The organism is Microbacterium imperiale (genome assembly GCF_017876655.1).
GTDB classification, from domain to species: Bacteria; Actinomycetota; Actinomycetes; order Actinomycetales; family Microbacteriaceae; genus Microbacterium; species Microbacterium imperiale.
Genome location: NZ_JAGIOK010000001.1, coordinates 1,014,688 through 1,041,586 on the forward strand (window position 1 = coordinate 1,014,688; position 26,899 = coordinate 1,041,586).

Sequence of the window (26,899 nt, forward strand, 5' to 3'; positions counted from 1 at the left end):
CGAGACGCGTCACGGCGCCGGATGCGCCCCGGGGTCACCGCGGACCCTAGGCTGTATGCCGCACTGAGTTCGCGGACCCGCATCGGACAGCAACGATGCCCCCGCCCTTGCGAAAGGAACCCTCCTCCACATGCTTCGCCGCACCGCATTCTCCGCTGCCGCGCTGGTGACCGCCGGCACGCTGCTCCTCGCCGGCTGCTCGGGCGCCTCCGACCCGTCGTCGTCCGCCAGTGCGGGTGAGCCGAACCCCGACGCGAGCGTCAACATCCGCCTGGTCCTCGAGCCGTCGAACCTCGACATCCGTCAGACGGCGGGCATCTCGCTCGACCAGACGCTCATCGACAACGTGTACCAGGGGCTCGTCGCCCGCACCGCCGCCGGCGAGATCGTCGATGCTCTCGCATCCGAGCACGAGGTCTCGGCCGACGGCCTGACGTACACGTTCACCCTGCGCGAGGGCGTGGTCTTCCACGACGGCCAGCCGCTGACGCCGCAGGATGTCGTCGCCTCGCTCACGACGCGGAAGGCGACCCCCGAGTGGGCCGACTCCGAGCGCCTCGCGAACGTCGCCTCGGTCACCGCGGAGGGGCAGACGATCACGCTGACCCTGTCGCAGCCGGACTCGACGCTGCTGTGGAACCTCACCGGCCGAGCCGGCATCATCCTCAAGGAGGGCGACGCGGTCGACTACAACACCGCGGCCAACGGCACCGGTCCCTTCCGCGTGGCGAACTGGCGGCAGGGCGCGAGCCTGACGCTCGAGCGCAACGACGAGTACTGGGGCGACACCGCTCAGGTGGCCGACGTCACCTTCGACTTCATCCCCGACAACCAGGCTGCGATCAATGCCGCACTCGCCGGCGAGGTCGACGTCCTGGTCGGGTTCGACGCGAACATGACCGACCAGGTCGAGGGCGGCGGCGAATTCACCGTCGAGACCGGCAGCGCGACCGACAAGAGCGTGCTGGCGATGAACTCCACCACCGGGCCCCTGGCGGACGTGCGGGTGCGTGAGGCGATCCGCACCGCGATCGACCACGACGCGATCGTCGAGGCTGTCGGTGCGGGACAGACGCTGTACGGCCCCATCCCCGAGGCGGATCCCGGCTACGAAGACCTCTCGGATGTCGTCACCTACGACCCCGAGGCCGCTCGGGCCCTGCTCGGCGAGGCGGGAGTCGAAGAGCTGTCGCTCACCCTGACGATCCCGTCGGCGTACAGCACGACCCTCTCGCAGATCCTCGTGTCGAACCTCAACGACGTCGGCATCGACCTCAAGGTCGACCGAGTCGATTTCGGCACGTGGCTGAGCGACGTCTACACCAATAAGGACTACGAGCTCAGCGTCGTCAACCACGCCGAGCCCCGCGACTTCGAGAACTGGGCCGACCCCGACTACTACTTCACGTACGACAACCCGGAGGTCCAGAGCCTGTTCGCGCAGTCGCTCACCGCGACCGACGACGAGGCGGCCGCCGAGCTCCTCCGGCAGGCCGCTCGCATCGTGTCGGAGGACCACCCGGCCGACTGGCTGTACAACTGGGCCTCGGTCGTCGCCGTCGCCACGAACGTCACCGGCATGCCCGTCGACAACGTGAACGCGCGTATCAACCTGGCCGAGATCGCCAAGAGCGACGGGTGATCCGCTACGCGCTGACACGACTGGCCCTGCTTCTGCTGGGGCTGGTCGTGGCCAGCGTGCTGATCTTCCTCACGCTGCGGGTGCTGCCGGGGGACGTCGCGCAGCAGATCGCCGGCACCAACTCGACCCCGCAGCAGGTGGCGGCCATTCGGGAGCAGCTGGGGCTCGACGTCCCGCTCCCCGTCCAGTACGCCGAGTGGATCGGCGGCCTGCTGCGCGGTGACCTGGGCACCTCGCTCGTCACCGGCACGCCCGTGGCCGCGGAACTCGCCGCGAAGGCGCAGATCACCGTTCCGCTCGGGCTGATGTCGATGGTCGTCGCCGTGGTGATCGCGCTGCCGTTCGGCATCATCGCGGCGTTGCGGCGCGGCCGCGCCGACGGCACCGTTCTCTCCTTCGGCGCGCAGGCGATCGCCGCTGTCCCGGTCGTGTGGGCCGGAATGATGCTCGTCGTGGTCTTCGCGGTCTGGCTCGACCTCCTGCCCGCGCAGGGGTTCCCGCGCGAGGGATGGCGCGATCCGGGGCGGGCGTTCTCCGCGCTCATCCTCCCCGCCGTGACGATCGGCGTGGTCGAGGGGGCGATGCTCATGAGGTTCGTGCGCAGCGCGACCCTCGCCGCGATGGGACAGGACTTCGTGCGCACTGCCGCGGCGAAGGGCCTGACGCGGCGCGCGGCGCTGCTGCGGCACGGCTTGCCCACCGTGGGGCTGTCGATCATCAGCGTCCTCGGCCTGCAGGTCGCCGGCATCGTCGTCGGCGCGGTGGTGATCGAGCAGCTGTTCACGCTGCCGGGTATCGGGCGGATGCTCGTCGCGGACGTCGGACTGCGCGACCTGCCCAAGGTGCAGGGCGAGCTCCTCGCGCTGACCGCCGTGGTCCTGGTCGTGGGCTTCGTGGTCGACCTCGTGCACCGCGGCCTGGATCCCCGTCAGCGGGAGGCATCGTGATCGCGCGTCTGTCATGGCTCCGCCGGCTCTGGGCGCTGCCCACCGGCCGGTTCGGCGTCATCGTCGTCATCGCGATCGGCGTGATCGCCGTCGTCTCACTGCTGTGGACGCCCTTCGATCCGCAGCGCGTCAACATCCCGGCGCGCTGGTCGCCGCCCGGATGGCCGCACGTGCTCGGCACCGACGCGTCAGGGCGCGACATCCTGTCGCTCCTCATGGCCGGCGCCCGCACGACCGTCCTCGTCGCTTTGGGAGCGGGCGCCGTGGCCACGCTCCTCGGGATCGCGCTGGCGTGCCTCGGCGCGCTCACCCGGCGGTGGACGCGCGAGATCGTGGCGGTGCTCGTCGACATCCTCATCGCCTTCCCCGTGCTCCTGATCGCCATGATGATCTCTGCGGTGTGGGGCGGCTCACTGTGGGTCGTCGTCATCTCGGTCGGCATCGGGTTCGGCGTCAACATCGCCCGGGTCACCCGCCCGGAGCTGCGCCGGATCCTCCACAGCGACTTCGTCCTCGCGGCGCGGGCGAGCGGCCTCACACCCGCGCAGACGGCGGTGCGGCACCTGCTGCCCAACGTGGCGCCGGTGTTCATCGTGCAGCTGTCGTGGGGCATGGCGGTCGCCGTGCTCGCGGAGGCGGGACTGAGCTACCTCGGTTTCGGCGCACCCACCACGCAGCCCTCGTGGGGACTGCTGCTGAGCGAGCTGCAGACGTACCTGACCGCCCATCCGCTGAGCGTCGTGTGGCCCGGCCTGGCCATCACGATCACCGTGCTCGGCCTCAACATGCTGGGCGACGGGCTGCGCGAGGCGACCGACCCGACCCTGTCGCGTCGTCGCTCGGCGGCGGCATCCCACACGCCGGCGGTGGTCGCATGAGTCTCGAGGTGAGCGACCTCACGATCGACCTCGACGGGCGCCGCGTCGTCGACGGTGTCTCGTTCGCAGTGCCCGACGGCGCGCGCATGGGACTGATCGGCGAGTCGGGGTCGGGTAAGTCGCTCACCGCCCTGGCGGTGCTCGGCCTGCTGCCCGAGGGCGCGGAGGTCTCGGGCAGCATCCGCTGGGACGGGACGGAGCTCGTCGGGCTGCGCGACCGCGACCTCGCGGCGCTGCGCGGTGATGCGATCGGCATCGTCTTCCAGGAGCCGCAGACGGCCCTCAACCCCCTGCGCACCGTGGGACGCCAGATCGCCGAGCCGCTGCGCATCCACCAGAAGGCCGGCCGGCGCGAAGCGCTCGCCCGCGCCCAGGCCGACGCCGATCGCGTGCGGCTGCCCGAGGGAGCCCTGCGCCGATACCCGCACCAGCTCTCGGGCGGGCAGCGGCAGCGCGTCGCGATCGCGATGGCGATCGCCGCCCGGCCGCGCCTGCTGATCGCCGACGAGCCGACGACCGCCCTCGACGTGACCATCCAGGCCGAGATCCTCGACCTGCTCGGCGAGCTCGTCGACGACGACGGGATGTCGCTGCTGTTCATCACCCACGACCTGGCGGTGCTGTCGCAGGTGGCGACGGACGCCGTCGTGCTCGAACGCGGCCGCGTGGTGGAGGCGGCGCCGGTGGCCCAGCTGCTCACCGCTCCCCGCTCCCCCGTCACGCGGGCCCTGCTGCGCGACGCGACGGCGACGGTGTGGCGCCCGGAGGGACGGTCATGACGCCGGAAACGCTCATCTCGGCCCGCGGACTGACCCGCCGCTACCGCACCCGCGGCTCGGGACCGTGGGCGCCGCGCCGCGAGACCGTCGCGCTCGACGACGTGGACGTCGACGTGCGCTCGGGTTCGGCCCTCGGGATCATCGGCGAGTCGGGGTCGGGCAAGTCCACGCTCGTGCGGCTGCTGCTCGGACTCGACACCCCCAGCGCCGGAAGCGTCACGGTCGACGGCCGTCCCATCGACGCGCGCGCCTCCGCTCGCAGCCTGCACTGGCTGCGCCGGCGGACCGGCATCGTCTTCCAGGACCCCTACGCGTCGCTGGATCCCCGCATGTCCGTCGGGCGCATCGTCGGCGAGCCGCTGTGGGCGCTCGGAGTGGACGGCGACCGACGGGCCCGCGTGCGCGAGGTGCTGAGCGACGTCGGGCTCGACGGCGACGTCGCCGACCGGTACCCGCACGAGTTCTCGGGCGGGCAGCGGCAGCGCATCGCCCTGGCGCGCGCGATCGTGCACCACCCCGACATCCTCGTCGGCGACGAGCCGCTCTCGGCGCTCGATGTGACGGTGCGCGCGCAGATCCTCGACGTGCTGCGCGCGCTGCGCGAGCGCGACCGGATGACGCTGCTGCTGGTCTCGCACGACATCGGGGTGGTGCAGAACCTGTGCGATGACGTCGTGGTGATGACCGAGGGACGGATCGTCGAGGAGGGCCCGACCGAGAAGGTGCTGCTGCAGCCGCAGGCGGCGTACACCCGCCGGCTGCTCGCCTCGGTGCCGGTCATCGATCCCCACCGCGCGGCGGACTGATCCGTCCGCGCGGATTCCTTGGCCGGTGTCGGCACCCGGCGTTACCGTGAGCCCATGCGCGCGATCATCCCCCCGTACATCCTCGCCCGCGTCGCCTCGGCCCGCGAGCCGCACCTGGCGCGCGCCGCGGTCGCCGCGCGAGCCACACTCGCCGCGCGCCCGACCGACCTCGCGGGCCGCTCGCAGCTGCGGCTGACGATCGAGGGGGGCGACACGCTCGTCGCCGAGCGGGTTCCCGCTCCCGACCGCGTGGTGTCCGACGCCGAGCAGCGCGAAGAGCTGCCCGGCACGCTCGTGCGTGCCGAGGACGACCCGCCGACCGGCGATCGCGCCGTCGATGAGGCGTTCGCGGGACTCGGTGCGACGTTCGCCTTCTTCTTCGAGGCCTTCGGCCGTGCGTCGATCGATGGCCGGGGCGGTGTGCTGGCCGCGACCGTCCACTACGGGGTCGACTACGACAACGCGTTCTGGAACGGCGAGCGCATGGTCTTCGGCGACGGCGACGGCGAGGTCTTCACCGGCTTCACGCGCTCGCTCACGGTCATCGCGCACGAACTGGCCCACGGGGTCACGGAGTTCTCGGGCGGGCTCGAGTACGTCGGCCAGTCGGGGGCCCTCAACGAATCGCTCTCCGACGTCTTCGGCGCCCTCACCGAGCAGCACCAGCGCCGTGAACGGGCCGACGAGGCGTCGTGGCTCATCGGCGCGGGGATCTTCGCCCCCGGCGTTCAGGGCCGCGCGCTGCGCTCCCTCGCCGCCCCCGGCACGGCCTACGACGACGACGTGCTCGGACGCGACCCGCAGCCCGGGCACATGCGCGACTACGTCGACACCACGAGCGACAACGGCGGCGTCCACATCAACTCCGGCATCCCGAACCGCGCCTTCCACCTCGCGGCGACACGGCTGGGCGGCTACGCATGGGAACGCGCCGGTCTCATCTGGTACCGCACGCTCACCGCGGGCACGCTCTCCCCCACCGCGGACTTCGCGGCGTTCGCCCGGGCAACGGCATCCGAGGCCGCCGAGGAGTACGGTGAGAGGTCGGAGGAAGCCGACGCGGTGCGTGCCGCCTGGCGCGACGTCGGCGTGCTGGAGGATGCCACGACCGGACGATGACGCCGCCACCTCGGCCGAGCTCCTCATCGTGGTCGAGCGCAGCGGCGGCTTCGCCGGGCTCACCCGGACCTGGCGCGTGGAGCCGCCCCCGGCCGACCGCACCGCCTGGCTCCACCTCGTCGAACGATGCCCCTGGGGCGCCGCGGCGCGTCCCCGCGCGGCGAGCGGCGCCGACCGGTTCCACTGGCGGGTCACCGTTCACGCCGCCGAGGCGAGCCGGCAGGCCGAGCTCGGCGACGACTTCGACGCTCCGTGGCGCGCATTGATCGACGCCGTGCGAGCCGGGAGGTTGCCGACCTCGCCGGACCGGCGCCCGGCGCCCTGACTCAGTCCGATCGCTGCGCGAACAGCTTCCGCAGCCCCTTCTTCTCCTGCTCGAGGGACTTCTGCAGATAGATGGTGCCCAGCCAGCGCCCGAACTTGTGGCCGACGCGGCCCATCCGGCCGACCTCGACGAACCCGAAGCGCTCGTGCAGCGCGATCGACGCCTCGGCGCCTTTATCGCTCACGACGGCGACGATCTCGCGCAGGCCGAGCTGCTGGCACGCGTCGATCAGCGCGGCCAGCAGTGCCCGCCCGAGGCCCTTGCCCGTGGCCGCCTGGCCGAGATAGATCGAGCTCTCGACGGTGTAGCGGAACCCGGTCTTGCCGTTCCACGGCGACGCGAGCGCGTAGCCGAGGATCTGCCCCGACGGCGAGACCGCCACGAGGAAGGGGAGCTTGAGCTTCGTGAGGTAGTCGTATTTCTCGCGCCACTGCGCCTGCGACCACTTCTTCTCGTCGAAGGTGACGACGGAGTTCGTGACGTAGTAGTTGTAGATCTCGCGGATGTCGGGAAGGTCGGTCGCTCGGACGGGCCGGATCTCGAATGTGAACGGACGCTCCGCCTCGGGCGCGCGTCGCAGGTGTCGTGGCAGACGTCGGCGATCGCGGTTGGAGTCCTCCTCGAGCATGCCGCAACTCTACGCGGCGGACGTTTCCGCCCCGTGACGCGCGGCCTCAGGCGACCGGCGGTAGCCGCCAGTCGATGGCCGTGCCGCCCGCCTGCTGCAGCAGGGCATTCGCCCGCGAGAACGGCCGCGACCCGAAGAAGCCACGGCTCGCAGACAGCGGCGACGGGTGCGCCGACGCGACGATCGGGGTCTCGCCCAGCAGCGGCTGCAGCGTCGCGGCATCCCGCCCCCACAGGATCGCCACGAGCGGGCGACGGCGCGCGACGACCGCGCGGATGGCGTGCTCGGTGACGCGCTCCCACCCCCACCCGCGATGGGATGCCGGTGCCCCGGGTGACACCGTCAGCACACGGTTCAGCAGCAGGACGCCCTGGTCGCTCCAGGCGGAGAGGTCGCCGTGCGCGACCGGCGCAATGCCCAGGTCCGCCTCGAGCTCGCGGTAGATGTTCGTCAGGCTGCGCGGCAGCGGCCGCACGTGGGCGTCGACGGCGAACGAGAGCCCGATCGGGTGCCCCGGGGTCGGATACGGGTCCTGGCCGACGATGAGCACGCGCACATCGGCGAGCGGTCGCTCGAACGCCCGCAGCACGCGATCGCCCGCCGGCAGGTAGCCGCGACCGGCCGCCGTCTCGGCTCGCAGGCGCTCGCCCATCGCGGCGATGTCGTCCGCGACGGGCGCGAGGGCGTCGGCCCAGTCCGGAGCCATCCGTCCGTCGGCGGCGAGTTCGGGAAGCGAGTGAGCAGTCACTCGTCCAGGGTAGGCCGGGTCTACCGCAGCATCGGTGGCATCAGCTCGCGCTGGGGCGCGGCCGCAGCGGACCGCGGGCGAGCAGGTGCTGCGCCGACTGCGCCACCGGCCGCATCGTCACGAGGTCGAGGTTGACGTGACCGGGAGCATCCATCGCGTACGCGATCACATCGGCGACGTCGGCCGCGGTCAGTGGATTCTCGACGTCGGCATACAGGGCGTCCGCGGCGCCGCGGTCGCCGCCGACGCGGTTCAGCGTGAACTCCTCGGTGTGCACCATGCCGGGTGCGATCTCGACCACGCGGATCGGCTCGCCGTTGAGCTCGAGGCGCAAGGCGTGGACGAGCATCGACTCCCCCGCCTTCGCGGCGTTGTAACCGGCGCCGCCGGGGTAGGCGGTCTGGGCCGCCGTGGAGGTCACGAAGACCGCGTCGGCATGGCCCGCGCCGGCCCGGATCCGCTCACGCAGCAGCGGCAGCACGGCGGCGGTGAGCAGCTGCGCCGAGAGGACATTGACCTCGAACATCCAGCGCCAGTCGTCGGGGCGGCCGTCCTCGACGCGGTCGGTCCCGCGCGCGCCGCCCGCGACGTGGACGAGGGCGTCCACTCCGCCGGAGGCCTCGAGGTGCGCTGCGAGAGCGTCGACGTCGGCCTCGCGGGTCAGATCCGCCGCGAAGGAGGTCGAGCCGGCCTCGACGTCGAGTGCCTCGAGCCGGTCGGCGCGGCGCGCCACCCCGACGACGTCCCAGCCGCGTCCGCGCAACGCGCGCACCGCGGCCTCGCCGATACCCGAACTCGCACCCGTCACCACAGCCCGTCGCGTCATGGTCCCACCGTAGCCGCCTGCGCGCTCGCGTCCGCGGTCCGCCGCGGCGAGGAGGTTACGCCCCGTGTCCCGCTCGTTGTCGCCGGCTCGCGCCCTCCGTACGCTCGATTCGGGGACGGCGCCTGCCGCCCGCCGTCCGACCCGATGGAGGCCCGCATGTCCGCATCCGAGAACTGGCGCTTCGAGACCAAGCAGATCCACACCGGTGCCGCACCGGACCCGGTCACCAAGGCTCGCGCGACGCCGATCTACCAGACGACCTCGTACGTGTTCGACAACTCCGACCACGCCGCCAACCTCTTCGCGCTGGCCGAGTTCGGCAACATCTACACGCGCATCCAGAACCCCACCCAGGATGTCGTCGAGCAGCGCCTCGCGGCCCTCGAGGGCGGCACGGGCGCGCTGCTGGTGGCCTCGGGGCAGGCGGCCGAGACGTTCGCGATCCTCAACATCGCCGAGGCGGGCGATCACTTCGTCGCCTCGAGCTCGATCTACGGCGGCACGTACAACCTCTTCAAGTACACCCTCGCCAAGCTCGGCATCGAGGTCACGTTCGTCGAGAACCAGGATGACCTCGAGGAGTGGCGCCGCGCGGTGCGTCCGAACACGAAGCTGTTCTTCGCCGAGACGATCGGCAACCCGCAGATCAACGTCCTCGACATCCGCGGCGTCGCTGACGTCGCGCACGAGGCCGGTGTGCCGCTCATCGTCGACAACACGATCGCCACGCCCTACCTCATCCGTCCATTCGAGCACGGCGCCGACATCGTCGTCCACTCCGCGACGAAGTTCCTCGGCGGTCACGGCACGGTCATCGGCGGCGTGATCGTCGACGGCGGCCGCTTCGCCTGGTCGGAGCACTCCGTGCGGTTCCCGGGCCTGACGACCCCCGACCCGTCGTACCACGGCGCGGTCTACACGCAGGCCGTCGGCGACGCGCTCGCGTACGTCATCAAAGCGCGCGTGCAGCTGCTGCGCGACCTCGGTGCCGCGATCTCGCCGCAGAGCGCCTGGCTGCTCATCCAGGGCATCGAGACGCTGTCGCTGCGCATCGAGCGCCACGTGCAGAACGCGCAGGAGATCGCGGAGTGGCTCGAGAACCACGACGACATCGCGTCCGTGAACTACTCCGGCCTGCCGACGTCGCCCTGGTACGCCGCGGCCAACCGCTACGCCCCGAAGGGCGTCGGCGCGGTGCTGTCGTTCGAGCTGAAGGGCGGCGTCGCCGCCGGGCGCGCGTTCGTCGACGCGCTCGAGCTGTTCAGCCACCTCGCGAACATCGGCGACGTGCGCTCGCTGGTGATCCACCCCGCTTCGACGACGCACTCGCAGCTGACGCCCGAGCAGCAGCTGACGACGGGCGTCACCCCGGGGCTCGTGCGTCTGTCGGTGGGACTCGAGAACATCGACGACCTCAAGGCCGACCTCGAGCAGGCTCTCGCCGCCGCGCGCTCCGTCGCGGAGGCCGCGCGCGCGTAACGGTCCCTCCTCAGGACGACGGATGCCCCGGCCCACCGATGCGGTGGGGCCGGGGCATCCGTCGTTGCGGCGCAGCCGAGGTGTCAGTCGGCGTCGGAGGCGGTCGTGATCTCCTCGCCCTGGACCTGGTCGCGGTCGTTCTTCTGCTTGTCGCCGCGCGTCTTGGCGAGGCTCGCGATGGTCGCCACGGCGACGGTGGCCGCGATGAACAGCAGCGAGAACCAGATCGGGATCTCGGGCACCCACAGCAGCGGCTCGCCGCCGTTGATGAAGGGCAGCTCGTTGACGTGCAGCGCGTGGAAGACCAGCTTCACACCGATGAACGCCAGGATCACCGCGAGGCCCTGTGCGAGGTACACGAGGCGCTCGAGCAGTCCGCCGATGAGGAAGAAGAGCTGGCGCAGACCCATCAGGGCGAACGCGTTGGCGGTGAAGACGATGTACGCCTCGTTGGTCAGACCGTAGATGGCGGGGATCGAGTCGACCGCGAAGACGAGGTCGATGAAGCCGATCGCGATGATGACCAGCAGCATCGGCGTGACGAAGCGCTTGCCGTTCTTTGACACCGTCAGCTTGTCGCCGTTGTACTCGTCGGAGACCGGCAGGTGACGGCGCACGAAGCGCATGAACTTGCCGTTGGCGGGGTCGGAGTCACCGTGCGCGAAGGCCTGGCGGTACGCGAGGAACAGCAGCAGAGCACCGAAGATGTAGAAGATCCACGAGAAGTTCTCGATGAGGGCGGCGCCGATCGCGATGAACGCGCCGCGCATGATCAGCGCGATCACGATGCCGATCATCAGCACCTTCTGCTGGTACTTCTTCGGCACGGCGAAGCCGGTCATGATGATCAGGAAGACGAACAGATTGTCGATCGACAGCGCCTTCTCGGTCAGGTAGCCCGCGAAGTACTCGCCCGCGAACACCCAGCCCCAGCCGGGCACGAAGCCGATCACGACGCCGAAGATCAGAGCGAGCCCGATGTAGAACGCCGACCACCGCGCCGACTCCGCGATCGTGGGCTCGTGAGGGGTGCGCACGTGCGCGAAGAACTCGTAGACGAAGAAGGCGATCGTCACGGCGATGGTGATGATCCAGACGAGCGGAGTGATATCCAAGAAGGTCTCCAAGGGGTCGACGGAAGCGAACGGCCAGGTCTCCTTCATCCCCGCAGGGACCGGCGTCCCGGAACTCAACGTCGGGTTCGTAATGACGAGATCGCCGCAGGCGGAAGTACTCCCCTTGCTTCGCGGTATCTTACGGGATTTCGACGGCCCCTCGGCGCGCCCGTTGCGGACGGCACGCGGTAGCGTCACAAGGTTGGGTCCGCGCGGATCGCGTAACACTCCCGCGAGGGCTCTCGACGAGCGGGAGAATGTTCGTCATGGACTGGCAGACCTCCGAAGACACGGTGCCGAGTGCGCCGATCACGGAGGCCGACGCGCGGCTCCTGCGGGCCCGGCCGCCCGCGACCGGCGCGTGGCGTGACGGCGATCCCGTCGGACACCGACACTTCGCGACGTTCGGCGCCCTGCCCACCGAGAGCGGGCGCGACCTGCCGGCGTTCCGCCTCGCCTACGAGACCTGGGGCGAGCTCTCCCCCGCCCGCGACAACGCGATCCTCGTGCTCCATGCCCTCACCGGCGACAGCCACGTGCGCGGCGACGCCGGCCCGGGGCACGCGACGGCGGGCTGGTGGGACGACATCGTCGGGCCCGGGGCGCCCATCGACACCGACCGCTGGTTCGTCGTCGCCCCGAACATGCTCGGGGGATGCCAGGGGTCGACCGGGCCGTCATCCATCGCCGCGGACGGCTCGGAATGGGGTCGACGCTTCCCCCACCTGACCATTCGCGACCAGGTGTCCGCGCAAGCGCAGCTCGCCGATGCGCTCGGGATCGACGTCTGGGCGGCCGTCGTCGGCGGATCGATGGGCGGCATGCATGCCCTGGAATGGGGCGTGACGCTGCCCGACCGGCTCGAACGTCTCGCCGTCCTGGCGGCGCCGCCCGTCAACACCGCGGATCAGATCGCCCTCAACTCGGTGCAGATCGAAGCGATCCGGATGGATCCCCGCTTCCAGGACGGGAACTACTACGACGCCGGCGACGGCGACGGGCCGCACCGCGGGCTCGCGCTCGCGCGTCGCATGGCGCTGCTGAACTACCGCAGCCCGACCGAGCTCAACCTGCGCTTCCAGCGCACCTGGCAGTCGGGCAAGAGCCCCATCGGCCACGGCGGCCGCTTCGCCGTCGAGAGCTACCTCGACTTCCACGGCAACAAGTTCACGAGACGCTTCGACGCCAACAGCTACATCACACTCGTCGAGGCGATGAACTCCCACGACGTCGGTCGCGACCGCGGCGGGGTCGAGGATGCGCTCGGCCGCGTGACCGCGCGCACGCTCGTGCTCGGCATCGACTCCGACCGCCTGTTCCCCGTCGAGGGGCAGCACCGCATCGCCCGCGGCATCCGGTCGACCATCGATGAGGAGGCCGTCGTGATCTCGAGCGATTTCGGGCACGACGCCTTCCTCATCGAGACCGCGGTCGTCGGCGCGCACCTGCGCCGACTGCTCTCCTCCTGACGGTCAGCGCGGCAACGCGACCGCCGCACCGCGGCGACCTGTCCGCGCCTCGACGGAGAAGCTCACGAGCGTGATGGCCAGACCAGCGAGCGCCAGGACCACCCCCACCCACACCGGCGCGACGAAACCGAGGCCGGCCGCGATCACGGCACCGCCGAGCGCAGCGCCCATCGCGTTGCCCATGTTCAGCGCCGAGTGGTTGAGCGCCGCCGCGATCGACTGGTTGTCGCCGGCGACATCCATCAGACGGGTCTGGATGGTGGGGCTCAGTGCCGCCGAGAAGAAGCCCACGAGGAAGACGAAGAATCCGACGGCGACGATCCACCCGGCGGTGAGCGCCAGCAGCGCCTGCACGAGCGCGAGCGCGATGAGCCCGCCCACCAGGCTGCGGCGCAGATCACGGTCGGCCAGCCGACCGCCCACGAGGTTGCCGGTCGTCATCCCGAGCCCGGCGATGACGAGCACGATGGGCACGACCCACTGCGGCGAGCCCGCGGCCTCGGTGACGAGGGTCGCGATGTAGCTGTAGACGGCGAAGAACCCGCCGAACCCGATGGCGCCGATCCCGAGCGCGAACCAGACCTGGCCGATGCGGAAGACGCGCAACTCGGCGCGGAGGGTGCGCGACGGCTCCCCGGCGTGGTGCGGCACCGTCACCGCGATCGCGATCGTCGCGGCGGCGAAGATGACGGCGACGACGAGGAAGGCGGCTCGCCAGCCGAACTGCTGGCCGAGGAACGTCCCCAGCGGCACGCCGACCACGTTCGCGATCGTCAGGCCCGTCAGCACGAACGCGACACCCTGCGCGCGCTTGCCCGGCCCGAGCACGTCTGCCGCCACGAGCGCGCCGATGCCGAAGTACGCCCCGTGCGGAAGGCCGGCGAGAAAGCGCGATGCGGCCACGAGCTCGAAGGTGGGCAGCACGAGCGTGAGGGCGGTGAACACCGTCAGGGCGAGGGCCAGGAACACCATCACGCGGTGCCGCGGGTACTTCGCGACGGTTCCCGCGATCGTCGGCGCTCCGACGACGACCCCCGCCGCGTAGAGGGTGATGAGCCATCCGGCCTGTGCGATGGCGGCCTCGGGGTCGTCCGCGTAGACGCCCGGGCTGAGCTCGCGCGCGATGTCGGGGAGCAGACCCATGACGACGAACTCGGTCATCCCGATGCCGAAGCTGCCGATGGCGAGAGCGAACAGAGCCCAACGGGCGGCGGATCGGGGCAGGTCGGGGGTCGTCACCGGGCGAGCCTAACGCGCCCGCCCGCGCCGGTCGAATCGATTCGAGCGGCGGACGTCCCTGCCGTCAGAGCCCGTCGTCGTCGATGGCCCGCTCGAGCCGATCAATCTTCGCGTCGAGCTCGCCGGTGTAGCCGGGACGGATGTCCGCCTTCAGCACGAGAGAGACGCGCGACCCGAACGGCAGCACCGCCTCGGTCGCTCGCTTGACGACATCCATCACCTCGTCCCACTCCCCCTCGATCTCGGTGAACATCGACGTCGTTCGGTTCGGCAGGCCGGAGGCTCGCACGACGGCGACGGCGGCGGCGACCGCGTCGTGGACCGAGCCATCGGCGCGGCCGGTGCCGCTGGGGGCGACGGAGAAAGCGACGAGCATGTGAGACTCCGATTCAGGCGGGAACGGATGCCGGCTGACGCAGGGGCACGCGCGCGAGGCGCACGACCATCCACACCCCCAGCGCGACGAGCAGAACGTTGCGGATCGTCAGCACCGCGACGCCGACCGGCTGGGCGGTCAGGACGTCGTTATACAGCACGGGGTAGATGAGCTGGGTCAGCGCGCTGAGCACGAGGACGGCGACGGCCGGACGAGCCCAGGCCCGGCGGTCGAGCAGCAGGCCGAGCACCACCGGCGGCACCAGCCAGCAGAGGTATTGCGGCGACCCGACCTTGTTCAGGGCGACGAACGTCACGACGAGCGCCATCGCCGCCGTCGGCAGCACGTGCCGCACCGCAGCGCCGCGCCACGTCTGCACGGCGGCGAGCGCGGCGACGCCGGCGACGCCCGCGATGAGCACGGGCGTCATGACCGCGATGACCGGGTCGATGTCGGTGCCCGTGACCTGGAAGGTCAGGATGTCGCTGGCGTAGTAGACGGAAAAGCCGGGGACACCGAGCATCGTGCCCCACACGTAGAACGTGCTCACCGGCGCCTCGACCTGAAGGCCGCGCGAGGTCTGATCGCCGACGAAGCCGAGGGCGTGGGCGGCACCGCCGGCCGCGACGACGACCGCGACGGTCACCGCCGAGACGACGAGCCCCGACACGATGAGGGCGCCCCGGCGACGCAGCACGATGACGGCGGCACCGATGAGCGCGGCAGGCCAGACCTTGATCCACGTCGCGACGGCGAGCACGATGCCGGCGAGCCCGGGCCGGCCGCGCAGCCACACGCAGCCCAGCACGGCGAGCGCGACGGTGATCGCGTCGAGGCGGTACAGCCCGACCGGGCCGAGCAGGAGGATGGCGGCGAGCCAGAACCATGCCGCAGTGACCCGCCCGCGCGAGCGGGCATCACCGATGAGCACGGCGAAGGCGACGGCGTCCACGACAGCAACGAGCACCGCCCATCCGACGATGTATCCCGCGATCCAGGCGAAGCCGTGAGCGAGCACCATCGGCACGAGGGCCAGCTGCGGATACACCCAGTCCTGGTCGATGCCGACGATGTCACCGCCCGTCAGCGCGGCCCGCGACCACGGTTCGTAGACGAGGTAGACGTCGCCCATCGGCTGATTCGGCAGGACGAACCCGAGCACCGACACGAGCAGATGCACGAGCGCGAACGCGATCCACAGCGTTCCCCGTCTCGACACCGTCACATCCTACGACCGGGCCTGCGCGGACTCAGAGTGCGGGAGCATCTCCGGTCAGCAGCGCCGCGACGACACCCGGTACGGCGTCGGCCACATCGAGCGCCGTGCGGGGGCCGGTGCCCGCGGCGCGGCCGGCGTGGCCGTGGACGAAGGCGGCGGCCGCGGCGAGCGGCGCGAGCGCGGCGGCATCCACGTCGTGGTCGGCTGCGCGCGCAGCGACGATCGCACCGAGGATGCCGCCGAGCACATCCCCCGTACCCGCCGTGGCCAGCCATCCGGTGCCGGCCCGCACCACCGTGGTCCAGCCGTCCGGCGCGGCCACGATCGTCTCGGCACCTTTGAGCAGCACGGCGGCCCCGCTCGAGCGTGCCGTGTCGCGCGCGGCATCCGCCCGCTCGTCGAGGGTCGTCGCGGCGCGCTCGGGCAGCCCCAGCAGTTCGCGCAGCCGGGCGTGCTCGCTCTGGTGCGGGGTCACGACGATCGGGGCCGTCGCGTGCGCGACGAGGTCGAGCGCGCCGGCGTCGACGACGACGGGGATGTCGCCGCGCATCAGCTCCTGCAGGCGCGCCGTCTCGGCGGGCGGCCGGGTGGCGGCATCCGTCCCGGATCCGATCAGCCAGGCCTGCACGCGGCCCGGCATCGTCACCGTCTCGGGCCGCCGTTGCAGCACGAGGTCGGCCGCGCGGTCGGGGCCGAGGTAGCGCACCATGCCGATTCCGGTGCGCCACGCCGCCTCGACGCCGAGGACGGCGGCTCCGGGATATTCCTGCGAGCCGGTGCGCACACCGAGCACTCCCCGGGAATACTTGTGGTCCTCGGCAGTTGGCTCCCGCAGGAGCGCGGCCGTGTCGCCCGCATCCCACTCGTGGATCTCGACCATGGCGCCACCCTATCGGCGCCGATAAGGAGCCCGGCGTGAGCCAGCTGTTCAGCCCCCTGACCATCCGCGCCGTCGAGGTGCCCAACCGCCTGTGGGTCGCCCCCATGTGCCAGTACTCGGCGGTGGACGGCATGCCCAACGACTGGCACCACGTGCACCTCGCCCAGTTCGCCTCCGGAGGCGCCGGTCTCGTCATGGCCGAGGCCACCGCGGTCGTGCCCGAGGGGCGGATCACCCCCGACGACACCGGCATCTGGAACGACGAGCAGCGCGACGCCTGGAAGCCGATCGTCGCCTCGATCCGCAACCGCGGCGCGGTGCCGGCGATCCAGCTGGCGCACGCGGGACGCAAGGCCTCGACCTGGTCGCCGTTGGCGCCCGAAAGCGGCACCGTTCCCGCCAGCGACGGCGGCTGGCAGGCCCTCGCCCCCTCCGCCGAGGCCTACGACGGGTACGCGCGCCCCGCGGCGCTCGACCTCGCCCAGATCGACGAGCTCGTGGCGGCCTTCGCCGCAGCGGCCGAGCGGTCGCTCGACGCGGGCTTCGAGGTGCTCGAGATCCACGCCGCGCATGGCTACCTGCTGCACGAGTTCCTCTCGCCGCTGTCGAACCTTCGCACCGACGAGTACGGTGGATCGCTCGAGAACCGTGCGCGCGTGCTGCTGCGCATCGTCGACGCGGTTCGCGCCGTCGCCCCCGAGGCGCCTCTGTTCGTGCGCTTCTCGGCCACCGACTGGGCCGAGGGCGGATGGGATGTCGCCGACACCGCGACCGTCACGGCGTGGGTCGCCGAGCGCGGCGTCGACCTCGTCGACATCTCCAGCGGCGGCAACGTCGCGCACCAGAGCATCACGACCGGTCCGGGCTACCAGGTGCCGTTCGCCCGAGAGGTGCGCGACACCACGGGCGTCCCCGTCAGCGCCGTAGGCGAGATCACGACCGGCACGCAGGCCGAGGAGATCCTCGCCGCCGCGCACGCCGACGCGATCATGGCCGGCCGGGAATGGCTGCGCGATCCGCACTTCGGACTCCGCGCCGCCGTCGAGCTCGGCGAGGACGCGTCGATCTGGCCGCCGCAGTACGTGCGCGCACGCCGACGCTGATCCCATCGCGAATGCCGGACGCCCTGTCCCCTCGGGGGCGGGGCGTCCGGCATTGCGGGTCTCAGCGCCCGGGGCGACCGTGCGGTCCGCGGCGCGTCGCGTCGTGCACCTCGCCGATGAGTTCCTCGATGATGTCCTCGAGGAACAGCACCGCCGTCGTGCGCCCCTCGGCGTCGCGCACCTGCGCGAGGTGGCGGCTCGAGCGGCGCATCAACGCGAGCGCGTCCTCGAGATCGGTCGTCTCGGCGACGGGGACCATGAGGTGGATGCGCTTGGCCTTGATCGGACGCGACGCCGCGTCGTCGTCACCCTCGGCTTCGCGCAGCACGTCCTTCAGGTGCACGTAGCCGACGGGCTGCTCGGTGTCGTCGACGATGACGTAGCGCGAGAACCCGTGGCGGGCCACGGCACGCTCGACATCCTCGGGGGTCGCCGTCTCGGGCAGCGTGACGAGGTCGCCCAGCGGCACCGCCACGTCCTTCGCCTTCTTGTCGGTGAACTCCACCACCGCCGCCACCGTGCCCGACGCGTCGTCGAGCACGCCTTCGATGCGCGAGGTCGCGACGATCGTGGCGACCTCGTCGAGCGTGTAGGTCGAGGTGGCCTCATCCTTCGGCTCGACGCGGAACAGCCGCACGACGTGATTGGCGATCCAGTTGAGCACGACGATCACGGGGTAGAACAGCCGAGACACCCACCTCAGCGGGGTCGCCAGCAGCAGCACGGCGCGATCGGGCAGCGAGAAGGCGAGGTTCTTCGGCACCATCTCGCCGAAGACCACGTGCAGGTACGACACGATCACGAGCGCGACGACGAAGGCGACGATGTCCACGACCGCCTCGCCCCAGCCCGTCAGCCCCAGCGGCACGGCGAGCAGGTGGTGGATCGCAGGCTCGGAGACGTTGAGGATGACCAGCGAGCAGATCGTGATGCCGAGCTGACACGTGGCGAGCATGAGCGTCGCGTGCTCCATGGCCCACAGCGCCGTCTTGGCTGGGCGCGAGCCCTTCTCGGCCAGGGGCTCGATCTGCGAGCGGCGCGCTGAGATCACCGCGAACTCGCTGCCGACGAAGAAGGCGTTGAACGCCAGCAGCACGACCAGCCACGCCAGTCCGGCCCAATCGTTCATCGACGCTCACCTCCGTCGCGACGGTCCGTCCCCGAAGAGACGCCCGCGTCCGCATCGGCCTCGGCGGACTCGGGCAGGGGCGTGGGCTCGAAGCGGACGCGGTCGACGCGACGCCCGTCCATGCGCTGCACCGTCAGCGTGCCGTCCTCGACCTCGACCGTGTCGCCGACGACCGGGATGCGTTCGAGGACGCTCATCATGAACCCTCCGACCGTGTCGTAGACGTCGCCCTCGGGAACCCGGATGCCGGTTCGGTCGAGCACTTCGTCGGGACGCAGCTCGGCCGGGAAGACGATGTCGCCGGCGACGCGCAGCACGCCCGCGCGACTGCGGTCGTGCTCGTCGAGCACTTCGCCGACGATCTCCTCGACCAGGTCCTCGAGCGTGACGACGCCGGCGGTGCCGCCGTACTCGTCGACGACGATCGCCATCTGGTAGCCGCGGGCCCGCAGCTCTCCGAGGACGGCGTCGAGGTGCACGGCCTCGGGCACGCGCAGCGGCTCTTCGGCGATGGCGGCGGCCGGCACGTCGGCGCGGCGTTCGCGCGGCACGCTCACGGCCTGCTTGACGTGCACGATGCCGGTGATGTCGTCCATCGACTCGTCGTAGACCGGGAACCGGCTGTGGCCCGTGCGACGGGCGAGCTGGACGACGTCCTCGACGCTGTCACCGGCCGCGACCGCGTGCAGGCTCGGACGCGGGGTCATCACGTCGGCGGTGGTCAGGCGCGCGAAGGTCAGCGACCGGTCGAGCAGCGACGCCGTGTCCTTCTCGAGCACGCCCGCGCTGGCCGAGCGACGCACGAGGCTCGACAGCTCCTCCGCCGATCGCGCACCCGACAGCTCCTCCTTGGGCTCGACGCCCATCGCCCGCAGCACGCCGTTGGCACTGCCGTTGAGGACGGTGACCGCCGGCCGGAACACCGCGGTGAAGAGTGCCTGGAAGGGGATGACGAGCTTCGCGGTCTGACGCGGAATCGCGAGGGCGAAGTTCTTCGGCACGAGCTCGCCGAGGATCATCGAGAACACTGTCGCGATCGAGACGCCGACGACGGCGGCGACGGGGCGCGACACCGTCTCGGCCCAGCCCCACCCGTCGAAGACGGGCGCCAGCAGGTTCGAGATCGCCGGCTCCATCGTGTAACCGGTCAGAAGTGTCGTGAGCGTGATGCCCAGCTGCGCGCTCGAGAGGTGGGTCGAGGTGATGCGCAGCGCGGCGATCGTCATCGACAGCCGTGATTCGCCCGCGGCCTGACGGGCCTCGAGGTCGGCGCGGTCGAGATTGACGAGCGCGAACTCGCTCGCGACGAACAGACCGGTGCCGACGGTCAGCAGGAGCCCCACGCCCAGCATGACGTAATCCATCAGGCGTCACCCCCGTTTCCACGGGGTCGGCGGGGCGAGGGTCGGCAACTGGGAGGGTCGTCCATCGTGCGGTCGATCTTACGCCCTCTCCACCGCTCCCCCGCGGGCCGACCGGCGCCGGTTCGCGCGCACTTCGGCGCATCGCGCGCAGTTCATACCGCGCGCAACGTCGAGAACTGCGCCCCGTGCGCGCCGGTTCGCGGAACGGGCGAGGGGTGCGACGGCTCCTCCCCCGAGGGCCACGGGATGCGGAAGTCCACGGAGACGGATGCCGGGGCCGGTGGCCCTCGAATCGCGGCCAGGCTGCCCGTATGACGTGGATGATCCGACCACCACTGGATGTCGTCGTGCGGAGTCGCGAGGCGGACGAGGTCGTCAGGGGGCACCTGAATCGGGCCCGCCGATCGGGTGCGGCGACGCCGATCGCGCGCGGGTCGTACGCCGCTTCCCAGGCCTGGGCCGCTCTGAACCCGCGGGATGCTCATGCCCAGCGCGTCTGGGAGGCGGCTGCTCGTCTGCGGCCCGGCGCGGTTTTCTCGCATCACGCGGCGGCCGCGGTGCTCGGGATCGACCAGATCGGCTCCTGGCCGCGAACGATCGACGTCACGACGGCCACGACTGGGGGCTCGTCCGGAGTCATCCGTCGACACCGGCGTCCCGTGGAAGCCGACGAAGTCGTCCCGTGGGGCGAGCACTTCGTCACATCCCCGGCCCGCACCGCCGTCGACCTCGCGTCGGTCCTGCCCTTCACGGCGGGCGTCGTCGCCGCCGACCAGGCGCTCTGGCGTCGACGCTCCGGCGGCGCGCTCTGCGCACGGGGCGACCTGGATGACGCGGCATCCCGTTACACCGGACGCTCGCACGCGCGCGTCGCCGCTGTGAGCTCATTCGCCACCGATCTCGCAGACAGCGTCCGGGAGTCCGAGAGTCGCGTGCTCATCGACCGGCTCGGCTTCCCCGCGCCGACGCTGCAGCAGCGCTTCGTGCTGTCGGACGGAGCCACCGCATTCGCGGACTTCTGGTGGCCCGAGCACGAGCACATCGGCGAGTTCGACGGAACCGGCAAGTACCTCGACCCCGCGCTGCGCAGCGGCCGGACGCCCGAAGAGGCGCTCATCGCCGAGAAGGACCGCGGCGACGCTCTGCGCCGGTCGGTGCGGGCGCTATCGCGCTGGCGTACGCCGCACCTGCGGCATCCGCGCCTGCTGTACGACATCCTGCGCGCCGACGGCCTCCCCGCCGTGCGACCCCGTCCCGGCCGTTGACGGTCGCGCGGCTATCGCGCGCAGTTCGCTCGATCGCGCGCAGTTCAAACAGCGCGCGATGCCCCGAAGTGCGCCCGACGCCGCGTCCCACACCCGACCGACCGCTACCAGCTGACGGGGAGGGCCTTGCCTTCCTCGTAGCCGGCGGCGGACTGCAGGCCCACCGTCGCGCGGTCGTGGAACTCGGCGACGCTCGCGGCACCCGCGTAGGTGAACGACGACCGCACTCCCGAGGTGATCATGTCGAGCAGGTCCTCGACCCCGGGACGCAGCGGGTCGAGGTAGATGCGCGACGACGAGATGCCCTCGGCGAACAGTTCCTTGCGAGCCCGCTCGTAGGCGTCGAGGCGCCCGAACCGGCCGACGACCGCCTTCGTCGACGCCATCCCCCACGATTCCTTGAACACGCGGCCCTCATCGTCGACCTGCACCTCGCCGGGAGACTCGATCGTCCCGGCGAACCACGAGCCGATCATGACGGATGCCGCACCGGCGGCCAACGCCAGGGCGACGTCACGCGGGTAGCGCACCCCGCCGTCGGCCCAGACGTGCGCTCCTCGCTCGGCGGCTGCCTGCGCCGTCTCGAGCACGGCGGAGAACTGCGGCCGCCCCACAGCGGTCATCATGCGGGTCGTGCACATCGCGCCGGGGCCCACGCCGACCTTCAGGATCGTGGCGCCCGCGTCGACGAGGTCGGCGACGCCGTCCGCGGTGACGATGTTGCCGGCGACGATGGGCAGCCCGAGGTCGAGCGCGGATACCTCGCGCAGAGCGCGCAGCATCCCCTCCTGGTGTCCGTGGGCGGTGTCGACCACGAGCACGTCGACGCCGGCCGCCGCGAGCGCCCGGGCCTTCGCGGCGGCGTCGCCGTTGATGCCGATGGCTGCCGCGACGATCAGCCGGCCGTCGGCGTCGACCGCGGGCCGGTAGATCGCGGTGCGCAGCGCGCTGCGTCGTGACAGCGTTCCGACGAGGGCGCCCTGGTGCAGAACGGCGACGACGGGCACGCCGGCGGCGTCGATGAGGTCGAACGCAGCCCGCGGGTCGGGCACGTCATCGGCGTCGATCGCGGTGGCGCGATCTCGTACGAGGTCGCCCAGCCGCGCGTCGGGCAGGGCGGTCGCGAGGCGTCCGGCCGGTACGATCCCGACGATGTCGTCGAAGCGCAGCGGCCCGGCGCCCGCCTCGGCGACGACGATGCCGTGCCCCTCGAGCGCGGGGAGGATGCGGGATGCCTCGGCGACCGTCGCGTCGGGAGAGAGGACGATCGGCGTGTCCCAGGCGACCGGCTGATCTTTGACCCAGCGGATCGCCGCGTCGAGATCCTGGAGCGGCATGTCCTGCGGCAGCACGCCCAGCCCGCCGCGCCGAGCGAGCGTCGCCGCCAGCCGCGGCCCGGTGACCGAGTTCATGTTGGCCGACACGATCGGGATGGTCGCGGTGGTGCCGTCGCCCGGCGACAGGTCGACGTCGAGCCGGCTCGTGATCGCCGATCGGCGGGGCACGAGGAAGACGTCGGAGTACGTCAGATCGACCGTGGGCTGGGCACCGGAGAAACGCATACCCTTCACGCTACGCCGCCCCCGCGGGCCCCGCTCGGAGCGGGGCCGGAGAACCTCGCGGTGGCGTCGCGCCCTCCCACATCGGCCGCGCAAGGCGGCATCCGGGCCGATGATCTGGGCTACCCTAGGAGACTGTGCGCGGCGACTGACCACCGCCGTGGAAACTGATCTTCACCGATGAAAGCAGGCGATCTGCCGTGTCCAGCCAGGCGACCGGAATCGGAACCTCGAACGACGGAGAGTTCGGAGCGAACGAATGGCTCGTCGCTGAACTGTACGAACAGTTCCGCGAAGACAAGAACTCGGTGGACAAGGAGTGGTGGCCCACCCTCGAGGCCTACGCCGCCCACATCGGCGAGAGCACGGATGCCGCCGCCGCGAAGCCCGCGCAGCCGGCCGCCGCACCCGCCGCCGACAAGCCCGCGCCGGCTCCGGCGCCCCAGCATCCCGTGACGGCCCCGATCCCCACGGTCGGCGCGCAGCCGGTGGCCCGCACGACCGCACGCCCCGCCGCGGCTCAGCCCGTTCCCGCTCAGGCGCCCACCGCCCCGGCGGCCGAGGTCGAGCAGCGCGAAGACGTCGTCACGCCGCTGCGCGGCATGCCCAAGACCCTCGCGGCGAACATGGACGACTCGCTGACGGTTCCCACCGCGACCAGCGTGCGCACGATCCCCGCGAAGCTGATGATCGACAACCGGATCGTCATCAACAACCACATGTCGCGCACCCGCGGCGGCAAGATCAGCTTCACCCACCTCATCGGCTGGGCGCTCATCCAGGCGCTCAAGGCCTTCCCGAGCCAGAACGTCTCGTACGCCGAGGTCGACGGCAAGCCGTCGGTCATCGCGCACGCCCACGTCGGCCTCGGCATCGCGATCGACCTCCCCAAGCCCGACGGCACCCGCGCGCTCATGGTCCCGAGCATCAAGCGCGCCGAGTCGCTCACCTTCGGCGAGTACCTCGCCGCCTACGAAGACCTCGTGTCGCGAGCGCGGAAGAACAAGCTCACCGCCGCCGACTTCCAGGGCACCACGATCTCGCTGACCAACCCCGGCGGCATCGGCACGGTCCACTCGGTCCCCCGTCTCATGAAGGGGCAGGGGTCGATCATCGGCGCCGGCGCGCTCGACTACCCGGCGGAGTTCCAGGGCTCGAGCGAGAAGACGCTCGTCAACCTCGGCATCGGCAAGACCATCACGCTGACGAGCACGTACGACCACCGCGTCATCCAGGGTGCGGGTTCGGGCGAGTTCCTCAAGACCGTCCACGAGCTGCTGATCGGCAAGAACGGCTTCTACGACGACATCTTCGCCGCGCTGCGCATCCCGTACGCGCCCATCCAGTGGTCGACCGACATCAACGTCGACCTCGCCGAGCGCGTCGACAAGACCGCCCGCGTGCAGGAGCTCATCAACTCGTACCGCGTGCGCGGCCACCTCATGGCCGACATCGACCCGCTCGAGTACCGCCAGCGCACGCACCCCGACCTCGAGATCGAGCAGCACGGCCTGACGTTCTGGGACCTCGACCGCGAGTTCGTCACGGGCGGCTTCGGCAGCAAGCGCGTCATGAAGCTGCGCGAGATCCTCGGCGTCCTGCGCGACTCGTACTGCCGCACGATCGGCATCGAGTACATGCACATCCAGGACCCCGAGCAGCGCAAGTGGTTCCAGGACAACGTCGAGGTCAAGTACCAGAAGCCCGGGCACGACGAGCAGCTGCGCATCCTCGGCAAGCTCAACCAGGCCGAGGCGTTCGAGACCTTCCTGCAGACCAAGTACGTCGGACAGAAGCGCTTCAGCCTCGAAGGCGGCGAGTCGCTCATCCCGCTGCTCGACGAGGTCCTCCAGGGCGCGGCGCGCACCGGTCTCGAGGGCGCTGCGATCGGCATGGCCCACCGCGGCCGCCTGAACGTGCTGACCAACATCGCCGGCAAGACCTACGGCCAGGTCTTCCGCGAGTTCGAGGGCTCGGTCGCGATCGGCTCGAAGAGCGGCTCGGGGGATGTGAAGTACCACCTCGGCACCGAGGGGACCTTCGTCGGCGACGAGGGCGACGAGCTGCCGGTCTACCTCGCGGCGAACCCGTCGCACCTCGAGACCGTCGACGGCGTGCTCGAGGGCATCGTTCGGGCCAAGCAGGACCGCGGGCCGATCGGGTCGTTCTCCTGGCTGCCGATCCTCGTCCATGGCGATGCCGCGTTCGCGGGGCAGGGCGTCGTCGTCGAGACGCTGCAGATGTCGCAGCTGCGCGGCTACCGCACCGGTGGCACCGTGCACGTCGTGGTCAACAACCAGGTCGGCTTCACGACGCTCCCGCTCGACGCCCGCTCCTCCGTCTACGCCACCGACGTCGCGAAGACCATCCAGGCGCCGATCTTCCACGTCAACGGCGACGACCCCGAGGCCGTCGTCCATGTCGCGCAGCTGGCGTTCCGCTACCGCCAGGAGTTCAAGCGCGACGTCGTCATCGACCTCGTCTGCTACCGCCGCCGCGGCCACAACGAGGGCGATGACCCCTCGATGACGCAGCCGCTCATGACCAACCTCATCGAGGCGAAGCGTTCGGTGCGCCGCCTGTACACCGAGTCGCTCGTCGGCCGCGGTGACATCACCGAGGAAGAGTACGAGCAGGCCAAGCGCGACTTCCAGGACCGCCTCGAGGTGGCGTTCGCCGAGACCCACGCCGCCGAGACCGGCGCGTCGGGCCCGGTCGGCCTCTCCGGCCCGATCGACCAGGCCGTCGGTGCGCCCGAGACGACCGGCGTGGGCGAAGACGTGATTCACCAGATCGGCGACGCCTTCGTCAACGCACCCGACCAGTTCACGGTGCACGGCAAGCTCAAGCAGCTGCTCGACAAGCGCCACGACATGAGCCGCAACGGCAACATCGACTGGGCGATGGGTGAGCTGTTCGCGTTCGGGTCGCTGCTGATGGAGGGCACCAACGTCCGCCTGGCGGGCCAGGATGCCCGACGCGGCACGTTCGTGCAGCGTCACGCCGTACTTCACGACCGCGCGAACGGCCAGGAGTGGCTGCCGCTCGCGAACCTGTCGGAGAACCAGGGCCGTTTCTACGTGTACGACTCGCTGCTCAGCGAGTACGCGGCGATGGCATTCGAGTACGGCTACTCCGTCGAACGCGCCGACTCCCTCGTACTGTGGGAGGCGCAGTTCGGCGACTTCGCCAACGGCGCGCAGTCCGTGATCGACGAGTTCATCTCGTCGGCCGAGCAGAAGTGGGCCCAGCAGTCGGGCGTCGTGCTCCTGCTCCCCCACGGCTACGAGGGTCAGGGCCCCGACCACTCCTCGGCTCGCATCGAGCGCTACCTGCAGATGTGCGCGCAGGACAACATGACCGTGGCGCGCCCCTCGACGCCCGCGTCGTACTTCCATCTGCTGCGGCGTCAGGCGTACGCGCGTCCGCGCCGTCCGCTCGTGGTGTTCACGCCCAAGGCGATGCTGCGTCTGCGCGGCGCGACCAGCCCGGTGGCGGACTTCCAGACCGGCCGTTTCGAGCCCGTCCTCGACGACCGCACGGTCGCCGACAAGGCAGCCGTCAAGCGCGTGCTGCTGCACTCGGGCAAGATCCACTGGGACCTCAAGGCCGAGCTCGACAAGAAGCCGAACCCCGAGATCGCCCTCGTGCGGCTCGAGCAGTTCTACCCGGCGCCGGTCGAGGAGCTCAACCGTGTGATCGAGAGCTACCCGAACGCCGAGCTCGTGTGGGTGCAGGACGAGCCCGAGAACCAGGGCGCGTGGCCGTTCATCGCCCTCGAGGTCGCCGCGCAGCTGCGGGGCCGCGGCGTTCGCGGCGTCACCCGGTCGGCTGCCGCGTCGACGGCCACCGGTTCACCGAAGGTCCACGCCGCAGAGCAGGCCAAGCTCATGGAGCAGGCGCTGACTCTCTGAGGGCGCAGACGAACGGAAGAGGGCCGGATGGGATTCCATCCGGCCCTCTTCCGTTCTCCGCGGGGCTGCTGACTCTTCGAGCCGTGCCCT

23 protein-coding genes are annotated in these 26,899 nt (G+C 71.0%); 12 read left to right on the forward strand and 11 right to left on the reverse strand.

The annotated features are described in order from the left end of the window. The first annotated feature begins 130 nt into the window (after window positions 1-130). Genes JOF37_RS05120 through JOF37_RS05150 form a run of 7 tightly spaced genes read left to right on the forward strand, consistent with a single transcriptional unit; the run spans window position 131 to window position 6,496 of the window. Window positions 131-1,642, forward strand: a complete 1,512-nt coding sequence (locus JOF37_RS05120; protein ID WP_210005722.1) for an ABC transporter substrate-binding protein — start codon at window positions 131-133, stop codon at window positions 1,640-1,642. Then, on the forward strand, window positions 1,639-2,589 hold the full coding sequence (locus JOF37_RS05125; RefSeq protein WP_210005725.1) for an ABC transporter permease: 951 nt from the start codon (window positions 1,639-1,641) through the stop codon (window positions 2,587-2,589). The genes JOF37_RS05120 and JOF37_RS05125 overlap by 4 nt, the downstream gene beginning before the upstream one ends. Beyond that, window positions 2,589-3,467: an ABC transporter permease gene (locus JOF37_RS05130; RefSeq protein ID WP_210007679.1), complete on the forward strand. Its 879-nt coding sequence runs from the start codon at window positions 2,589-2,591 to the stop codon at window positions 3,465-3,467. Before JOF37_RS05125 ends, JOF37_RS05130 begins: the two co-directional genes overlap by 1 nt. Further along, the gene (locus JOF37_RS05135) at window positions 3,464-4,246 is read left to right on the forward strand and encodes an ABC transporter ATP-binding protein (RefSeq protein WP_210005726.1); all 783 of its coding nucleotides are present in this window, start codon (window positions 3,464-3,466) and stop codon (window positions 4,244-4,246) included. Before JOF37_RS05130 ends, JOF37_RS05135 begins: the two co-directional genes overlap by 4 nt. After that, window positions 4,243-5,052, forward strand: a complete 810-nt coding sequence (locus tag JOF37_RS05140; protein ID WP_210005728.1) for an ABC transporter ATP-binding protein — start codon at window positions 4,243-4,245, stop codon at window positions 5,050-5,052. The genes JOF37_RS05135 and JOF37_RS05140 overlap by 4 nt, the downstream gene beginning before the upstream one ends. A 54-nt stretch (window positions 5,053-5,106) precedes the next feature. After that, window positions 5,107-6,171, forward strand: coding sequence for a M4 family metallopeptidase (locus tag JOF37_RS05145; protein WP_210005730.1), 1,065 nt, complete (start codon window positions 5,107-5,109; stop codon window positions 6,169-6,171). Beyond that, window positions 6,152-6,496, forward strand: a complete 345-nt coding sequence (locus JOF37_RS05150) for a protealysin inhibitor emfourin (protein WP_210005733.1) — start codon at window positions 6,152-6,154, stop codon at window positions 6,494-6,496. The genes JOF37_RS05145 and JOF37_RS05150 overlap by 20 nt, the downstream gene beginning before the upstream one ends. Before the next feature lies 1 nt (window position 6,497). Here the strand turns inward: JOF37_RS05150 and JOF37_RS05155 are convergent, their stop codons facing one another. The 3 genes from JOF37_RS05155 to JOF37_RS05165 all read right to left on the reverse strand — a co-directional run bounded on the left by JOF37_RS05155 (window position 6,498) and on the right by JOF37_RS05165 (window position 8,698). Further along, window positions 6,498-7,124, reverse strand: coding sequence for a GNAT family N-acetyltransferase (locus JOF37_RS05155; protein WP_210005735.1), 627 nt, complete (start codon window positions 7,122-7,124; stop codon window positions 6,498-6,500). A 46-nt stretch (window positions 7,125-7,170) separates the two neighbouring features. Beyond that, the gene (locus JOF37_RS05160; RefSeq protein WP_210007680.1) at window positions 7,171-7,830 is read right to left on the reverse strand and encodes a uracil-DNA glycosylase; all 660 of its coding nucleotides are present in this window, start codon (window positions 7,828-7,830) and stop codon (window positions 7,171-7,173) included. A gap of 82 nt (window positions 7,831-7,912) precedes the next feature. Then, on the reverse strand, window positions 7,913-8,698 hold the full coding sequence (locus JOF37_RS05165; protein WP_210005736.1) for an SDR family oxidoreductase: 786 nt from the start codon (window positions 8,696-8,698) through the stop codon (window positions 7,913-7,915). Between the two features lie 156 nt (window positions 8,699-8,854). Between JOF37_RS05165 and JOF37_RS05170 the strand changes: the two genes are divergently transcribed. Then, window positions 8,855-10,177, forward strand: a complete 1,323-nt coding sequence (locus JOF37_RS05170) for a bifunctional o-acetylhomoserine/o-acetylserine sulfhydrylase (RefSeq protein WP_210005744.1) — start codon at window positions 8,855-8,857, stop codon at window positions 10,175-10,177. A gap of 83 nt (window positions 10,178-10,260) precedes the next feature. On the opposite strand, the gene JOF37_RS05175 is transcribed toward JOF37_RS05170, so the two are convergent. Next, window positions 10,261-11,292, reverse strand: a complete 1,032-nt coding sequence (locus JOF37_RS05175) for a TerC family protein (RefSeq protein WP_210005746.1) — start codon at window positions 11,290-11,292, stop codon at window positions 10,261-10,263. Between the two features lie 266 nt (window positions 11,293-11,558). On the opposite strand from JOF37_RS05175, the gene metX reads away from it, so the two are divergent. After that, entirely contained in the window at window positions 11,559-12,761 is a 1,203-nt protein-coding gene (gene metX / locus JOF37_RS05180) for a homoserine O-acetyltransferase MetX (RefSeq protein ID WP_210005747.1), read from the forward strand. A gap of 3 nt (window positions 12,762-12,764) precedes the next feature. Here the strand turns inward: metX and JOF37_RS05185 are convergent, their stop codons facing one another. From JOF37_RS05185 to JOF37_RS05200, 4 genes are all read right to left on the reverse strand, one after another. After that, window positions 12,765-14,000, reverse strand: a complete 1,236-nt coding sequence (locus JOF37_RS05185; protein ID WP_271174824.1) for an MFS transporter — start codon at window positions 13,998-14,000, stop codon at window positions 12,765-12,767. Window positions 14,001-14,064: 64 nt separating this feature from the next. After that, window positions 14,065-14,376, reverse strand: a complete 312-nt coding sequence (locus tag JOF37_RS05190; protein WP_210005750.1) for a thiamine-binding protein — start codon at window positions 14,374-14,376, stop codon at window positions 14,065-14,067. A gap of 13 nt (window positions 14,377-14,389) precedes the next feature. Continuing rightward, on the reverse strand, window positions 14,390-15,595 hold the full coding sequence (locus tag JOF37_RS05195; RefSeq protein ID WP_210005752.1) for a glycosyltransferase 87 family protein: 1,206 nt from the start codon (window positions 15,593-15,595) through the stop codon (window positions 14,390-14,392). A gap of 31 nt (window positions 15,596-15,626) precedes the next feature. Further along, window positions 15,627-16,475, reverse strand: a complete 849-nt coding sequence (locus JOF37_RS05200) for an ADP-dependent NAD(P)H-hydrate dehydratase (RefSeq protein ID WP_210005754.1) — start codon at window positions 16,473-16,475, stop codon at window positions 15,627-15,629. A 35-nt stretch (window positions 16,476-16,510) separates the two neighbouring features. On the opposite strand from JOF37_RS05200, the gene JOF37_RS05205 reads away from it, so the two are divergent. After that, on the forward strand, window positions 16,511-17,578 hold the full coding sequence (locus JOF37_RS05205; RefSeq protein WP_210005756.1) for an NADH:flavin oxidoreductase/NADH oxidase: 1,068 nt from the start codon (window positions 16,511-16,513) through the stop codon (window positions 17,576-17,578). Between the two features lie 61 nt (window positions 17,579-17,639). On the opposite strand, the gene JOF37_RS05210 is transcribed toward JOF37_RS05205, so the two are convergent. Continuing rightward, window positions 17,640-18,707, reverse strand: a complete 1,068-nt coding sequence (locus tag JOF37_RS05210) for a hemolysin family protein (protein WP_210005757.1) — start codon at window positions 18,705-18,707, stop codon at window positions 17,640-17,642. Next, window positions 18,704-20,071, reverse strand: a complete 1,368-nt coding sequence (locus JOF37_RS05215) for a hemolysin family protein (protein WP_210005759.1) — start codon at window positions 20,069-20,071, stop codon at window positions 18,704-18,706. Before JOF37_RS05215 ends, JOF37_RS05210 begins: the two co-directional genes overlap by 4 nt. 311 nt (window positions 20,072-20,382) lie before the next feature. Here JOF37_RS05215 and JOF37_RS05220 point away from each other — a divergent pair, with 311 nt between their 5' ends. Beyond that, complete coding sequence (locus tag JOF37_RS05220; protein WP_210005761.1) at window positions 20,383-21,336, forward strand: hypothetical protein; 954 nt, start codon at window positions 20,383-20,385, stop codon at window positions 21,334-21,336. A 104-nt stretch (window positions 21,337-21,440) separates the two neighbouring features. Here JOF37_RS05220 and guaB1 read toward each other — a convergent pair whose 3' ends face one another. Next, window positions 21,441-22,898, reverse strand: coding sequence for a GMP reductase (gene guaB1, locus JOF37_RS05225; protein WP_210005763.1), 1,458 nt, complete (start codon window positions 22,896-22,898; stop codon window positions 21,441-21,443). Window positions 22,899-23,095: 197 nt separating this feature from the next. Here guaB1 and JOF37_RS05230 point away from each other — a divergent pair, with 197 nt between their 5' ends. After that, a complete protein-coding gene (locus JOF37_RS05230; RefSeq protein WP_210005765.1) occupies window positions 23,096-26,809 on the forward strand; it encodes a multifunctional oxoglutarate decarboxylase/oxoglutarate dehydrogenase thiamine pyrophosphate-binding subunit/dihydrolipoyllysine-residue succinyltransferase subunit in 3,714 nt (1,237 codons plus the stop codon). Window positions 26,810-26,899 lie beyond the last annotated feature (90 nt).

What these genes read in the sequence shown, in the direction of transcription:
- JOF37_RS05145 (WP_210005730.1), top strand. Translation starts at nt 5,107, where the DNA reads ATGCGCGCGATCATCCCCCCGTACATCCTCGCCCGCGTCGCCTCGGCC.
- guaB1 (WP_210005763.1), bottom strand. Translation starts at nt 22,898, where the DNA reads ATGCGTTTCTCCGGTGCCCAGCCCACGGTCGATCTGACGTACTCCGAC.
- JOF37_RS05170 (WP_210005744.1), top strand. Translation starts at nt 8,855, where the DNA reads ATGTCCGCATCCGAGAACTGGCGCTTCGAGACCAAGCAGATCCACACC.
- JOF37_RS05155 (WP_210005735.1), bottom strand. Translation starts at nt 7,124, where the DNA reads ATGCTCGAGGAGGACTCCAACCGCGATCGCCGACGTCTGCCACGACAC.
- JOF37_RS05200 (WP_210005754.1), bottom strand. Translation starts at nt 16,475, where the DNA reads ATGGTCGAGATCCACGAGTGGGATGCGGGCGACACGGCCGCGCTCCTG.
- JOF37_RS05120 (WP_210005722.1), top strand. Translation starts at nt 131, where the DNA reads ATGCTTCGCCGCACCGCATTCTCCGCTGCCGCGCTGGTGACCGCCGGC.
- JOF37_RS05150 (WP_210005733.1), top strand. Translation starts at nt 6,152, where the DNA reads ATGCCACGACCGGACGATGACGCCGCCACCTCGGCCGAGCTCCTCATC.
- metX (WP_210005747.1), top strand. Translation starts at nt 11,559, where the DNA reads ATGGACTGGCAGACCTCCGAAGACACGGTGCCGAGTGCGCCGATCACG.
- JOF37_RS05135 (WP_210005726.1), top strand. Translation starts at nt 3,464, where the DNA reads ATGAGTCTCGAGGTGAGCGACCTCACGATCGACCTCGACGGGCGCCGC.
- JOF37_RS05215 (WP_210005759.1), bottom strand. Translation starts at nt 20,071, where the DNA reads ATGGATTACGTCATGCTGGGCGTGGGGCTCCTGCTGACCGTCGGCACC.
- JOF37_RS05140 (WP_210005728.1), top strand. Translation starts at nt 4,243, where the DNA reads ATGACGCCGGAAACGCTCATCTCGGCCCGCGGACTGACCCGCCGCTAC.
- JOF37_RS05220 (WP_210005761.1), top strand. Translation starts at nt 20,383, where the DNA reads ATGACGTGGATGATCCGACCACCACTGGATGTCGTCGTGCGGAGTCGC.
- JOF37_RS05160 (WP_210007680.1), bottom strand. Translation starts at nt 7,830, where the DNA reads ATGGCTCCGGACTGGGCCGACGCCCTCGCGCCCGTCGCGGACGACATC.
- JOF37_RS05165 (WP_210005736.1), bottom strand. Translation starts at nt 8,698, where the DNA reads ATGACGCGACGGGCTGTGGTGACGGGTGCGAGTTCGGGTATCGGCGAG.
- JOF37_RS05190 (WP_210005750.1), bottom strand. Translation starts at nt 14,376, where the DNA reads ATGCTCGTCGCTTTCTCCGTCGCCCCCAGCGGCACCGGCCGCGCCGAT.
- JOF37_RS05210 (WP_210005757.1), bottom strand. Translation starts at nt 18,707, where the DNA reads ATGAACGATTGGGCCGGACTGGCGTGGCTGGTCGTGCTGCTGGCGTTC.